The following is a 13,394-nucleotide window of genomic DNA, read 5'->3' as shown; positions in this document are numbered from 1 at the left end:
CGGACGATAGCGAGTGCCACCGACGTGGCAGCGCCGGAGCGAACAGCGCGCGCGTGTCAGACGGTGCACGACCCGTGGATGGCGCACTCCAGTCCGCGCCTGCACTCAAGCCATAACTCATTCTGAACCACCAGTCAGGGGGGGCGACTGCGGTTGGAGGTCTTGCGCAGACGGCGGCTGGGACGGGGGTACGAGTTCCTGTTGCGCCCACGTGCCGGCGACTACGGTGGCGAACGCGGTCGCGGCCGCGACGAGCACGGTACCGGCAGGGACGGTGATCGACGACAGCCGGCGGAAGTTGCGCACCTGGGACCACTTCATCGCGGCGATCCGGGCCAGCCACCACTCCCAGCACAGCCCGAGGCCCATGCAGACGACGAAGGTCTGTCCAGCCAGGACCCCACACGCCACCGCCGTGTCGATCCAGGAGGGGTTTCGGGTGTACTGCGGGTCCACGGTGAGCGTCACCATGGGCAGGATTTCCGCGGGCAGCACCACCAGCGCGAAGACGCCTGCCTTGGCGATCGGTGTAAGGCCGCGCAGCAGTGTGTAGAAGTAGCCGAAGATGAAGCCGTAAACCGCCCAGTGACCAAACCTGATTGCCTGGGAGGCCTCACCGAGCCAGAATGGCATCGAGCTGTCGGCTCCCACCGCGCTGCCGGTCACCAGCTTGTACGTCGCCCACGGCAGCGCCAGCAGCTGGGCGAGGGCCGCACCCGCCAACCCGGCGACACGGGGCGCGGCACCAGCACTCGAGCCCAGAGCGAACCGTTTCGTCCGGGCCAGGCGGGTGGCGGGGTCACCGCAGCGTCCGGGAACATCCAATTCGCGCCAGCGGTCGGTGAAGTTTGACATCTCCATGTCGCCCGCGAGGGACGACCGGGCGGTCCGCTGGAAGTCGGCCCGAGTGTCCCAGAGCAATTGTGTGCGGACCCACCTGTCCATGAAGCTGGCGTGCGCCTTCCTTGTCACCCGCCGGAATTTGGCCGCCGTACGGGCCGAGCCGGGCGGTATGAGCACCATCGTGCCGAGCGCCGTCCAGAGGACGCCGAGCGATTCCCCCCACATGGTCAAGGTGCGCAGGCTGGGACTGCCCAGGGCCAGGCTCGCCCCACAGACCAGCAGCACCCTGCCGACAGGCTCCAGCGCGCGGGCTCGGCCACCGGCGGCACCGCGCCTGAGCAGGTACACGATCTGAAGGATCACCCCGCAGACCGTGATGACGCAGATAGGGAATCCCGTGTATCCAGTGAAGAACGCCGTCCGGTAGGCGCTGGGCCCGCCTACCTCCGTCTGGGGGCCCATCGCCCAGGCAATCAGGAACGGCGCGGTCAAGGCGCCCCACAGAAGCGTGAAGCAGATCAGCTGGGTTGTCGGCTTCGGGCTGCACCGTGATACCGGCCCCACAAGCGATGTGAGCCACGCCGCGGCCGGCCAGGAGAGGACCAGGACGGCAGCCACGTCGAGCCAGTGCGTCGGCAGAATCACCTCGTCGGCACCTGCCATCATCGGCGAGCGGCTGAGCAGCAGCACTAGCCCGAAGATCCACACCAGTGTTCCCGCCGTGGCCGCCCACCGGCGTGCAGCACTGCCCTTGCGGGCCTGCAGCAGCAGCCCGGCCGCCGCTGAACCGCAGGCCGCCGATAGCGCCATCAATGCACATTCGTGAACTGTTGGCCTCCATCCGCCTGCCGCCACGAGCACGAAGGGGAGCACCGCGGACCCACCGCACAGCAACAGTGCGCGCGAGGATGGCGGTCGGTGCGTGGCCAGCCTGAGGCTGAACCACCAGCCGGCCATGGGCAAGACGTACCAGAGCCAGAGTCCGAGTGCGGGGCCCGGTTCCCACACGGTGTCAGGCGGGTTGTAGCCGGGGATGACGTTGGGTGAGTAGAAGAGGCCATCACCGCGGCCCTCTGGTTTTCCGAGTACGGCGAGAGGGCATGCAGCCACCGCGAGCACCAGCGTCGCGGTACCCCACCTGCGCGATGCTGCGGCACCGGCGAGCGACGCCACCAGGAAGGCGGCGACGACACCGATGCCGCAGACGGCAAGGGCCAGGGCGGTGATCATTTCGCCTCGTGTCTGGTCCCGTCGCAACGGTGGCTTAGTGGTTTTCACCTCCCGCTGCAGGCGTACCGATGGACTGCCCGCGGGGCCTGCCTTCGAAGACGCCGAGCCGGTGGGGACCCGCCAAACGAGCGTGCTCGGCGTCTGCGACTCCAAGGGTCCGCGGATGTCGAGGAGGGACCACTCGGGAGCGCTCACCGTCACGGTCCAGGCGGCGGGATAGCCCGCTCCTTTGTCGTACCGCAGAGATCCCGTGTCGAACGTCAGCGTCAGTTCCTGCCGGCCGGACCGGCGCGCCAGATGGGTCGCCGAGTACGTCACCACTCGCGCCGGTTCGCCGGGCGAGGTCTGGGTCACCTTGGGCGGGCGACTCTTCACGCTGTCGTACGCCAGCGGGCGGAGCCAGGGTCCGCCCGCTGCGAAGCCGTCCGCGCGCAATCGGGCCAGGGCCTTGCTGTGAGGGGGCAACGTGAATCTTCGAGTCTCGGCGATCACTACCTCCTGCCGTGACCTGTCCCACCCGATGGCGACGGTGATCGATCCCGTCGGCGATATGCCGGCCGACCGCTCGGCGGCCCGAGCCGGGCCGGCGGCGAGCACCCCCAGGCAGAACAGCGCCAGCAGAAGGCCCGTACCGGCCTTGAGACGTCGCGTTCCCTGCATCCGTCCAGCCGCTGAAGACTCCATCGCCCCCCCATGTCCGACCCGCTCATGATGGCCCTATTCGGGGTCCTCCGTGAGTGTCTTCGCCGGGAGCCCGTTGGTCGCGCACAGACCTGCTCGGACAGGGCCAGCATGAGCCGGCTGCCGTTGGAAAGAGACGCCCTCATCGCAAGTTGTGCTTACCGCCTCGCGCAAGGCTTGCAGCGTCAGGGTGCCGTCCGGGTCCAGGCCGTACGGCCGGCTGGCCACATCAACGAGACAGACCAGGCGAGTTCGCCAGGAGTTTCGACTGTTTAGACCAGGTCTAGGCCTGAAGCCCCAGGATGCGGCGTCGGCCCCGGCCGGGCAGGCCGGCGAGGAAGGCGCGGCATTCGGCGATGCCCCGCTCGCTGCCGATACGGTCGAAGTAGGTCTCGGCCTCGGCGGCCAGGCTCCGTGCCCCGGAGTGGTTCCCGGCGGCCGCTTCCGTCCGGGCGAGGGCTTGGAACGCCTTGCCTGCGTCCTCCCACCATCCGCACTCCAGGGCCTGGTCCCGACTCTCGGTCGCGTAGGCGCGGGCCAGAGCGAGGTCGTCGGAGGCGAGGGCGATGTTGGCGAGAACGCCCATGGAGCGGACCTTCTCGATCACTTCGCCGGCGGCGTCGGCGCGTGACAGGGCTTCCTGCGCGAGGGTCTCCGCCTCCTGGGTCTGGCTCGACAGGGCTTGGGTCTCTGCGAGGTCGTTCAGCAGCCGGCAGATGCCGTGGACGTTCTCGCAGGTCCTCATGACCTCCAGGCCGCGGCGGAAGCGTCGCAACGCTTGGTCGGTGTCGCCCGATTCGCGGGCCAGATACCCAGACAGCCTTAAGAGGCTGGCCAGTTGGTACGAAGGCCGGTCCGCCGCGACAAGGCGTTCCGCCTGGCGCCGGTAGTAGGTGGCCCGGGTCGGCCGTCCCATGAAGAAGGCCATGTAGCCGAGGTAGGTGAGGAACCGGGCCTGGGCCACCACGTCGCCGCATTCCTCTGCGGACGTGGTGCCCGTCTCCCAGGCCCACACCGCGTCGGTCCACAGGCCGCGCGCGTGGAGGTAGTAGCCGAGGCCGCCCACCAGGCTTCGTACGTCCTCGTGGGCGCCCTGCTGGCTGCCCCGTGCGATCAGGTAACGGATGTTGGGCCACTCCAGGTCGATGGAGGCATACTGCGTGGCCCGCACGTGCTGGGTCCGCTCGTCACCGATAAGCCGGCTCAGGTACTGCACCTGGTACCGTGTCGCGCGCCCGAGTATGGCGTCGTGATCACCCGCGTCGGACGGCCTCAGATGCCGGCGCACCAGCGGGTGCATGTCCCAGGTCCCGTCCTGACGTTGCAGCAGCGACAGACGCACGAGGTCGTGGAGTGCCGCACGGACGGATTCCTGGTCGGCGATGCCCGCCGTTCCGGCGGCCAGTCCGAGGGTGACCGGGGCGGGCAGGGCGGCGATGGCGTGCATCACCTCCACCCAGCCCGGCTGGACCGCCACGCGTTCCAGGATGCCGCTGAAGGAGTAGCGGGTCAGGTCGTCGTGGCCGGACGACAGGTCCGCGACGACCTCGTCGAAGGTCATGCCGAGCCGGATGCGCGCCGCGGACCAGACGATGGCGAGCGGGAGACCGCCCGTCAGGCCGATCAGGCTGTCGACGGCGGTGCCCGTGTCGACGGCCGCGTCGTCGGTCTGGGACACGAGTTGCCGCAGCAGGCTCCGGGACTCTCCCGCTGCAAGATTGCCCAGGCTCACGGAGACGGCCACGTCGAGGCGGTAGCGCGTGGTGACGATCGCCTTGGTCGGGGCGGGTAACTCCCTCAAGAAGGACTCCACGCTCACGTCGTTGATCGTCTCCATGTTGTCCACGATCAGCAGCGTCCGCTGGCGCTTGAGCGCGTTACGGACGATTTCCACACGATGGTCCGCGGGAGCGCGCGTGATGTCCTCCCGGCCCAGGCAGATGGCGATCGTCTCGAAGATGTCGTCCAGTGTCCGGTGTCGCCAGGGGCGGGCCTGGGTTCCTCGCGCGGTGAGCAGGTTCTCCTTCGCGGAGACCCAGATGACCGCGTCGAACCTCTCGCTGCGGTCGAGCTTGAGATGGTTCACTACGAAATATCTCGCAGCTTCCAGGGCGAGGGCGGATTTCCCGCTTCCGCCGATCCCGTCCAGGGCCACCACAGCGTGCTGAGAATGGGGGTAGGGGCGGAGGACGGAGATGATCCGGTCCATTTCCCTGTGGCGTCCGAGGAGTTCCGCGTAGTCGGGTGAGGGAAGATTCTCTATCTGCCGCTCGGACGCTTCCTCTCGTTCCGAACGGTCGTCGCGACGGCGACGCCGGTCCACGTACCATTCCACGACCGATCGTTGTCCGAAGAAGACCAGATAGAGGAAGCCGAGAATACCCACAATCACCGGCACGGCGACTTCTAACGACATACGTCCCCCTGTTGTGGTCACTCGCAGACGGCGGGAGCGTTTCTTCTGGCGATCAGGAATATTCCTATTCCGCGGCGACTGCGGGGCCCCAGCACCCGTGTCTCCAGAAGCGTCAGCTCTTCCACGATCCGGCCGGTCGGCCGGGAGATCCAGCGCAGGCGCAGCAACGCCCGGGCGGCCGGGGCGGCGAAACGGCTGCGCTCGACGCCAAAGGCCAGCCAGTAGAACAGAAACCACCGGCTGCCGACGCAGACCCGGTGGAAGCCGGCCCGCTCGGCTGCCTCGGCCAGGGCCTCAACCGTGTACTCGCGGATGTGCCCGGCCGAGAAACTCTTGCGCTGGATGCCGCGGAACAGCGGCCAGGTGACCTCCACGCTGTTGGGGACCGCCAGCACCAGCAGGCCGCCGGGGCGGGTCACCCGGGACAGTTCGGCGAGCACGGCGTCGGGATCGGGTACGTGCTCCAGGAGTTCCGCGCAGAGGGTGAGGTCGCTCGTGGCGTCCCGCAGAGGCAGCCGAGCGGCGTCCGCCTGGACCGAGGCCGGCCCGGGACGTCCGCCGGACAGCCCGGGCCCCCGTCTCAACGCCGCCTGGGTCAGGTCGATGCGCAGCACCAGGCAGCGGAACAGCCGTGTCATGGCCGTCGCGTGGAAGGAGCTCCCACAGCCGACGTCGAGGGCAAGCGCCGGCGCGGGGCCGGGGACGACGCCGCGCAGAAACCGGACGAAGGCGAGGTTCTCCGAGTGGTACCAGTCCGGAAGCCTCGCTATCCGGCCCGCCGACTTCTCGCGCTCCCTGCGCTCGTAGACGTCCCGGTACTCACGACTGGCGCCGCTGCCCCCGACACGGCCCACCGCGGCGCCTTCGGCGACCCTGAGCACGTCCCTCAGGTCGTCGACCAGGTAATCCGCAGCCGAGAGGTCCTGACGCAGGACGGACGGTTTACCCACCGTCACCAGCCCGGCCGCCTTGCCCAGGTTGATGCCCTGCGTCATGTCCTCCACCAGCATCGTGCGCGTCGGCTTCAGATGTAGGTCGCGCAGGATCCCCCACAGAGCCTCCGGATCTGACTTGGGGACCTTGGCGCCCTGGGCGGCCACGACGACGTCGAAGTACTGCTCCCATCCGAAATGGCGGATACAGGAACGGAGGCAGGGCTCGAGCTGATTGCTGAGAATGGCGATTTTCAGACCGGCCTTCCTCGCGTCCCGCAAGACCTCGGCGGCTCCTTCGACGGGGCGGACGCTGAGGAGATTCTTCGCGAAGTGGGCGGCGAAGACGTCCGGAGCCTGTCGCATGGAACGCGCCGGAACTCCCTGGTCCAGATACAACTGCCGCCAGTCGTCGAGGATTCCGGACTTCCATTGTTCGGCAGTGAGCGGACGTCCTCCCAAAGCGGCGATCGCTTTCGCGTGGGCTTGGGCGACCGCTTCGATCTCATCGGCCAACACACCGGACCAGTCGAAGACGATACCGTCGATCGCGTGATCGTCCACAGTTGACGTCATGTCAGGCATGTTAGGACACCGGTCCCGGCCGCAACAGCAGGCGCGTGCCTGGCGGGTCCCGAGATATCAGTGAGGACCAAGTGATTTCCGGGAATTCCGCGGACGGCCGAGAGGAAACTCCTCTGCCTGGCGGACCGCGCCCCAGCGAGGCGGGACCCCGGACGTCCCGCGGGGGTAGTCCGGCCACCCACGGCGGCGCCGAGAAGACGTTGCTGTCGTCCCCGCGCCCGCGGGGGTAGTCCCCACGACAACCGACGGAAGCACCACTGCCACACCGGTTGTCGGGAGATGACCGACGTTCAGCGCGCCGTGTGGCGGCCGAGCGGCAGCTGCACGAGACCGTAACCGCCCAGGCGTGGGCCGACCCCGGTCTTGCTGCCCGCCCCGCGTCCGGTACCCACGCGCCCGCCCTGAAGTCCGAGGGTGAGGACGTCGTCCAGGAGCTGGTCCTCGAGGACTTGACTCGCGAGCAGGTCCTGGACTGGCGCAACCGCGCCGCCAAAGACCAGCAGGTCGCGTTCGACCACATCGAGAAGTACGGCGAGCACTCGACACAGAGGCTGTTCACCAGGGCTTTCGGTGCGGGGCCAACGCCTATCCGGCCTCGGGCACTTGATGCCCGGCTACACCACGTGGGTGCGGTCGGGCGCCCCGGAAGCAAGCCTCGGTTCGGACCGCTCCAGACCAGTCCGCGGGCTTCGCCCTGGTGGACTGGGACGACGACCCGGAGGACGAGCCCGGTCTGCTCGATGCCCTCGCCGAACGATTTCCCACTCCTGCCGACGGGGTAAGGGCCGTGCAGGCCAGCGAGCCCGTGGAGGCGACAGGCAACATCGACTGATCGCCGATGCGCCACCGTGTCCTCCTGGCCGACGACGGCACCGCAGCCGTCGAACAGGCCGTCTTCGTCGGCGGCCCTCTTGAGGAGATCCTGCTGTGCGCCTGGCACCAGGCCGGGGAGCAGGGGCGGGAGGCGCTGGAGGCCGGAGTGCTCGCCGCCCTGGATGACCTTCACGCGGCGGTCCGGCCGGTCCTGGAGGCTGAGATCCGCGAGGCTCGTCCCGACTACACCGCCGCAGTTCCGCAGTCCTTCCGTGAGGAGCCGGAACCGCACGGGCCGGGCATGCCGGTGTTCGGGTGGCGTCTCCTCCACCCGGTCGGCCCGGACACCACCTGGGAAGACACCCGCGATACCGCAACGTGGAACACCTGCCAGACCAGTGAGCACGGCCCCGTGTGCGGAGAACCCCACACTGGTCCTGTCGCTGCGAAGCCTCTGCTCGGGACGTTCACCGACCAGGACTTCGGCGGCCCGCACCGTCCCGCTGAGAACACGTGACGGTGGCCTTCCAGTTTGACCGGGCGCCATCTGCACTGCTGGCATGGCGCCCCACACCACCGCTTTCGCCGGAGTCCGGTCTGTCGCCGACTGGGCGAAGCGGCTGAAGCCGTCCGTCCTTGCCGAGGCCCGCTACGCCTTCGATGCGTACATGAAGGGCGACAAGGAGCCGATGAAGGAGTTCCTGCGCCACTGCCTGCGCCTGTGGCCGGTGCTGGAGGACCACTGTCAGGCCCTGGCTGTGGCGATGGTCGAGCGTGCATGGGAGCAGGAGGCCGACCTCACCGACGACCAGTCGGTGCGCAGGGTCCTGGTCCGGTACGCCCGCCAGGGCTGCGACTCCGAGCGCGACCACCAGATCCGTGGTGCCTCGATCGGTTACATCCCGGAGGGTTGGGAGCAGCGGGACGCCGTGCCCGGGCCGGAGGATCTGGTGATCCCCCGTATCGTTCCCTGGGCCCAGCAGTTCGAGACCGCTCCGGTCCGCTACGTGGCAGGACAGCTCAACGAGCAGGAACAGGCCCTGGTCCGTGCCTGGTCGGAAAACCACCCCATGACGTGGCCCAAAGCGTCGGACCTGGTGCAGCAGGATGAGGCGCAAGGAGAGCGGGCCCGACGCAAGCTGAACCGCCTCGGCAAGGAGTGGCGCAGGCGCGAGAACAACCGCCAGGAGCTTCCGTGAGTGCGCCGTCCGACCGGTCGCAGGAGCCGCTGATGACGGTGCGTGCCGCGGTCATCTTGATGCTGGGCACGCAGATCGCCGTGGCCGCCGGCGTGCTGACCGTGCTGGCAGGGAACGCATGGGCTGTCGCGCTACTGGCTGCCGGGGGCGCCTTCGCCGGCACTGTCGCCTTCGCCCGGTCCGTGATCGGCTGAACCGGCCCGGGCGAACAGGACGCCCGGGCCAATGCCGTGGTCACAGCGACATACGCAGGTCGTCGCGGCGGACGGTGACCAAGCTCCGGAATCGCCGCCGCGTGTGCTGTGCGCCGTCGATCCAGCGTGTCGGTGAGGCTTCCTCGAGGAGTACGTCGGCCATGAAGGCGACGATGTCGCTGTAGTCGGCGAAGTCGCCGCCGCGGGTGTTCTCGCGCAGCCGGGCGATCGTCGCGGCCACCTGATCCTGGTCGTTGCGGACGGCGTGGTGGAAGGCGAGGGCGAGGTCCAGGGCAAGCTCGGCGTACGTCACGCCCCCTGTAAGGATCTCGGCGCGCAGTACTTGGGCGCGGTCGTCGATGTCGGCGTCGGTGCGGCCGGCGCCGCGGGCGAGCGCCGCGATATGGGTGATCAGGGTGGTGACTCGTAGATCCACACCGGCCAGAAGTTGCTCAGCGAGGGCGAGCGCTACGGGGTTCGGGGAGGCGCCCTGCCGCCGTGGTGCGGGTGGCCAGCGGTTCCAGGCCTGCCCGCGCCGATCTCATCCGCCGGGGTTGTCAGGCTGTTTCTCATCATTCCGGCCTCAACTGTCAGTGAGGTCAGATAATTTGTCCGTGATCGCGCCCCGTACAGGTCGCGGCGGAGGACCGCCAGGTCCGGTCACGGCCGGAATCGCCCCCTCGCCCCCGTACGCGGCCGGTTCATGGCGCAGGTCCGATCACGGTCGGGATTCGCCTGTTCCGGGAGCGCAGGGGCTTCCTGCGTGCCCTCCTACCTGCACGCAGAAAGCGAGTTCTGATCACATGATCATGCCAGAAACGGCCACTCTTCCCGAGATCCTCGGTCGCGCCCCCGCGGACGCAGCGCGAAGTCTGGCTCAGGCCATCCGACGGTGCCCGGCAATCGCCCAAGCCGACTGCCGACCCGATGAGCAGATGCTGGAGGTGATTTCCCGCAGTGTGGCCGAACCACGTCCGGTGAAAAGCCTCTTCTCTCCGGACTTGGGGTCCGACGGTCGGCTGCATTTCCTCGACGGTGGCGTGCTCGGAGGCTGCCACCAGATCATCACCCCGCCGATCCAGATCCTCACCCTTTTCCTCCTCCTGGTGAGCAACGTCCGGGACGAAGAGAGCAGCGACTACAGCGGTACGGGAGGTGACATCGGGGCCCTGCCGTTCCCGCCAGCGGCCCAGCCTTCTTCGGAGTCTTCCGTGCTGGAACTGCGATCAGAGGGCCCACACGCCCTGGAAAGGCCTGAGATGCGGCAGAAGTGGACGGTGCATCAGGTCACCAGCTCGGCCTCGAACCGTACGATCGCCACGGTCACCACGCAGGGCCAGCGTCGCCCTATCGACACCGCGCTCATGCGCATCGTGGACAACCATGGCAAGCCTCTCGCCCGTGGCATCACGCCGATTGACGGTCACGGGCGTGCAGGGATGAAATTCCATGCGCTCGTACAGTTCTGCATCGCCCTCAAGCTGCCCTTCAAGCTGTACGACTTCACGCTGCTCGGTAAGGAGGAACAGGAACGCATCATCGACACGCTCGTCCCCTGCCTTCAGCAAGCCCGCGATCAGCTTCTCGTGGCGAAGGACGTCAGGGGCAATGTGGACATCCAGGTGTCCTACCGTGGTGCGCGGACAGTGTCGGTCCCAGCGGACAAGGCGCTGGCCGCAGTATACGCCTGGACGACGACCGCTCAGGTAGTCCTCGGTGCCCGGTACGTGGGCAGCGGCGTACGCGACTATGCCGCCTCATTGACGCGGCGTTACGAGACCGTGCACAACGACCCGGAGGCGCTGCCACAGGGAGCTGCTGTCGCTCGACTGGCTCAGCATGCTCTGGACCGGCTCGCCGATGCCGGGGTCTTCGACCGGGTACCGGTCCACGGGCGGACGATCGTGGACTACATGAAGATGCCGTCCACCCGGCCGGACGGCATGGAACTGGAGTACCTGGCGCTCCTGGCGGTGTGGGCCTTCAACCGCAGCACCGCCGCCGCGAAGGACGTCTACGCCGAGCTCGGAATGTACAGCACCGACTCCAGCACCCGCGCCGGGAAGCTGCGGGGCCGGGTGGTCGCCCACTTGGTCCACCGGTCCCTGCCACGGGCGGAGGACAGTTACCACAGCGCCGCCGCCCAGTCTCTGCTGGTGAGGAGTTCGGGACTGCCTCCGGAGCCGACCTGGCGGCCCATCTCCACGGTGATGGACACGGTGACCGCGAACGCGGACACCACCATCGGCAAGCAAGCGCTGGCCGAGGCCCGGGTCCGAACTGTGATCGCCGCGACGGCCGCCGGTGTTCTGCAGGCCGCATACGGGTCCCAGGAGGTGACCCGTGCCCGCGGACAGGCGAATGCCTTCGTCACCCGCATGGTTTCGAACAAGCCGGGCGCGCGCGGCGCCTGGGGGCGCCGACAGGCGGAGGCCATCGTTGAGGTGTACTGGGCGCACGGCGGCACGCAGGACCTTCCGCAGGTCAGCCAGGATGCCCCTGCGCCCGGCACCCGGTACGAGCCAGTCCGCTCTGGTGGCGAGATCGTGCCCGTGACCGACGAGTCGATCCGCAACGCCTGGAAGGCTGGTAAGGCCGAGGGCCCCCCGGACAACAGCGATCTCGAGCTGCAGATCTCCGAGAACGTGGCTGCGACACAGGACGCCATCGACACCTATCACCGGCACCTCGGAGCCTCGGGCGCCTGCAGCCAGAGCTGGAAGGCCGTCGTGAGCACCCAGGTCTTCAACGTCGTCACCTCCATCGGAAACCTGAAGGACGTTTGATGCTGCGCTGGAACTCTGCCGTGTCCAGAGCAGTCGTCGACCTTCTGGGCGACGACCTCACCATCACCGATCCGCAAGTGCGCCCTCTACAGCCTCGCATCCCGGAACTCCTGCACCACGTCGGGCTGTACATCGCGCTGGGAGTGACGCACACGATCCTGTATGTCGGGATGGTAGAGCGGATGCACACTGCTTCCGCCACCAGCGATCGCCTTCGCGAACACCTCACGGAACAGGACAAGCGCGACAGGTGGGAATCCGTCGTGGAACTGCCTCTTCGTGAGGACCTTGAGCGCCCCCAGGTCGCCCGCCTCGAAGCTCGCGTCGGAGTCCTCCTCGGTCGCCCCGGTGGCCACCGTCCGCGGAAGAGCCACGTGTGACACGGGGCCCGGACCTCCAGTTCGGGCCCCACGCAGCGCAGGTCACCGCCAGGCGAGCTCCCTCGACAGGCCAAAGACGGGTTCCGCGACGGCGCAGGCAGAGGCTGTGACGGTACCGTGCCGGGCAGGCAGGCTCGGAGGACAATTCGGGCACAACGCGGGTGACGCGGTGCTCATCGAGGTCGCCCGGCGGCTGTCCCAGTGCGTGCGCGACGGCGACACCGTGGCGCGGCTTGCCGACGACGAGTTCGTGATCCTGGCCGACGGGCTCGGCCGGGCCGACGCCCAGGACCTCGCTGTACGACTGCGCAACGAGATCATCCAGCCGATCGGCGCCGAGGGGAAGACCGTGCGCGTCGGGGCCAAAATCGGTATCAGCTGGGCCCACTGCGGCACGGCTGCAGACGAAGTACTCAACAGCGCGACCGACCGCGGGTACCTGGAAAAGCGATCTCGCTCTCATCACCACCGGCAGGTGAGTTAGCGAGCTGCTTAAAGAAGCGCTGGTCTTCAGCGTCGGCGTCAACGGCGAACGGGACGCGGTCGACGCAGCGGCGGCGAACTCCAGTACGTCCGGAGGGAGTGAGCGTCGGGCCGGCGTTCACTCCCTCCTTCGGCACCCTGGTGAGAGATCTCCGCGCTGCCCTCGCACAAGGCCTTCCGGCTGCGCTGCGACTGGGCCAGGCGCGAGGGGCACAGACGCTGAGTACGAAGCGGAGCCGGACGACGACTACACCCCAGAAGACCGGGTCATCAAGCTCCGGGGGCCTGTCGCTGGGGTGTCACAGAAGCACCCTGCCTCCAGTGTTGCGTTTGACGCATTTTTTTGCGATTGTCGTAAACATGAATCTGATCGGTGACCTCACAGCCATCCGTATCCCTCTGCCGCAGCCCGGAGACGTCACACCGGAGGATCTCTACCCGGACGCCCTCGAAGAGGCCGAACAGGCCCGCGAAAACTACGCGTTCGCCCTGGAAGCCCAGTGCGACGACCTTCAGGAAGACCCCCTTCTGATCGCCCTCGGCAACGCCCGCGCCGCCCGCGAAGCCGCCGACCGCGAGATCCGCCAGCTCCTCGCGTACGGCCGCGAGTTCCACGGAGACCGCCCCTACAAGCTCGAACCTCTCGCCCAAGCCAGCGGACTGACCCCCTCCGGCATCCGCACCGCCTACGGCAGCAGTGAAATCGACACCGTCGCCAACTGCATCGGCCGTACGCCCGACAGCCGCCGAACGCGCCCGCCAGCTACACCGGAGGCGTCATGACCAATGAAGCTGCGCCATCTTGAAGTAGCTGGTAAGGGAGGTGGCGCGTCTTCGTTTCGGGGTGCTCGT

General features: G+C 68.0%; 12 protein-coding genes and 1 pseudogene. 8 read left to right on the top strand and 5 right to left on the bottom strand.

Annotated features, from left to right (window positions below):
- Window positions 1–117: 117 nt before the first annotated feature.
- The 4 genes from ACWBNA_RS38950 to ACWBNA_RS38935 form a co-directional block, all read right to left on the bottom strand.
- A complete protein-coding gene (locus tag ACWBNA_RS38950; protein ID WP_482709288.1) occupies window positions 118–2,757 on the bottom strand; it encodes a hypothetical protein in 2,640 nt (879 codons plus the stop codon).
- Window positions 2,758–3,037: 280 nt separating this feature from the next.
- Window positions 3,038–5,146 carry an NB-ARC domain-containing protein gene (locus ACWBNA_RS38945; RefSeq protein ID WP_482709287.1) on the bottom strand — a complete coding sequence of 703 codons (2,109 nt, stop codon included), beginning with the start codon at window positions 5,144–5,146 and terminating at the stop codon, window positions 3,038–3,040.
- A gap of 41 nt (window positions 5,147–5,187) precedes the next feature.
- A complete protein-coding gene (locus ACWBNA_RS38940) occupies window positions 5,188–6,678 on the bottom strand; it encodes an HAD-IA family hydrolase (protein WP_482709286.1) in 1,491 nt (496 codons plus the stop codon).
- A 299-nt stretch (window positions 6,679–6,977) separates the two neighbouring features.
- Complete coding sequence (locus ACWBNA_RS38935) at window positions 6,978–7,226, bottom strand: hypothetical protein (protein WP_482709285.1); 249 nt, start codon at window positions 7,224–7,226, stop codon at window positions 6,978–6,980.
- Between the two features lie 158 nt (window positions 7,227–7,384).
- On the opposite strand from ACWBNA_RS38935, the gene ACWBNA_RS38930 reads away from it, so the two are divergent.
- Genes ACWBNA_RS38930 through ACWBNA_RS38915 form a run of 4 tightly spaced genes read left to right on the top strand, consistent with a single transcriptional unit; the run spans window position 7,385 to window position 8,893 of the window.
- A complete protein-coding gene (locus tag ACWBNA_RS38930; protein WP_482709284.1) occupies window positions 7,385–7,519 on the top strand; it encodes a hypothetical protein in 135 nt (44 codons plus the stop codon).
- A gap of 6 nt (window positions 7,520–7,525) precedes the next feature.
- The gene (locus ACWBNA_RS38925) at window positions 7,526–8,017 is read left to right on the top strand and encodes a hypothetical protein (RefSeq protein ID WP_482709282.1); all 492 of its coding nucleotides are present in this window, start codon (window positions 7,526–7,528) and stop codon (window positions 8,015–8,017) included.
- A gap of 43 nt (window positions 8,018–8,060) precedes the next feature.
- Window positions 8,061–8,699 (top strand): hypothetical protein, encoded by a 639-nt coding sequence (locus ACWBNA_RS38920; protein WP_482709281.1) that lies wholly within the window; start codon window positions 8,061–8,063, stop codon window positions 8,697–8,699.
- Window positions 8,696–8,893: a hypothetical protein gene (locus ACWBNA_RS38915; protein WP_482709280.1), complete on the top strand. Its 198-nt coding sequence runs from the start codon at window positions 8,696–8,698 to the stop codon at window positions 8,891–8,893. The genes ACWBNA_RS38920 and ACWBNA_RS38915 overlap by 4 nt, the downstream gene beginning before the upstream one ends.
- A 40-nt stretch (window positions 8,894–8,933) precedes the next feature.
- Here ACWBNA_RS38915 and ACWBNA_RS38910 read toward each other — a convergent pair whose 3' ends face one another.
- Entirely contained in the window at window positions 8,934–9,329 is a 396-nt protein-coding gene (locus tag ACWBNA_RS38910) for a hypothetical protein (RefSeq protein WP_482709279.1), read from the bottom strand.
- Between the two features lie 367 nt (window positions 9,330–9,696).
- Between ACWBNA_RS38910 and ACWBNA_RS38905 the strand changes: the two genes are divergently transcribed.
- The 4 genes and pseudogenes from ACWBNA_RS38905 to ACWBNA_RS38890 all read left to right on the top strand — a co-directional run bounded on the left by ACWBNA_RS38905 (window position 9,697) and on the right by ACWBNA_RS38890 (window position 13,325).
- A complete protein-coding gene (locus ACWBNA_RS38905) occupies window positions 9,697–11,679 on the top strand; it encodes a hypothetical protein (protein WP_482709278.1) in 1,983 nt (660 codons plus the stop codon).
- The gene (locus ACWBNA_RS38900; protein ID WP_482709277.1) at window positions 11,679–12,059 is read left to right on the top strand and encodes a hypothetical protein; all 381 of its coding nucleotides are present in this window, start codon (window positions 11,679–11,681) and stop codon (window positions 12,057–12,059) included. Before ACWBNA_RS38905 ends, ACWBNA_RS38900 begins: the two co-directional genes overlap by 1 nt.
- Window positions 12,060–12,192: 133 nt before the next feature.
- A pseudogene (locus ACWBNA_RS38895) lies at window positions 12,193–12,543 on the top strand (GGDEF domain-containing protein); the annotation flags it as partial.
- Window positions 12,544–12,902: 359 nt separating this feature from the next.
- Window positions 12,903–13,325 carry a hypothetical protein gene (locus ACWBNA_RS38890; RefSeq protein ID WP_482709276.1) on the top strand — a complete coding sequence of 141 codons (423 nt, stop codon included), beginning with the start codon at window positions 12,903–12,905 and terminating at the stop codon, window positions 13,323–13,325.
- The last annotated feature ends 69 nt before the right edge of the window (window positions 13,326–13,394 follow it).

Source organism: Streptomyces sp. Q2, from assembly GCF_056820935.1.
This window is presented reverse-complemented; position numbering and strand designations above follow the sequence as displayed.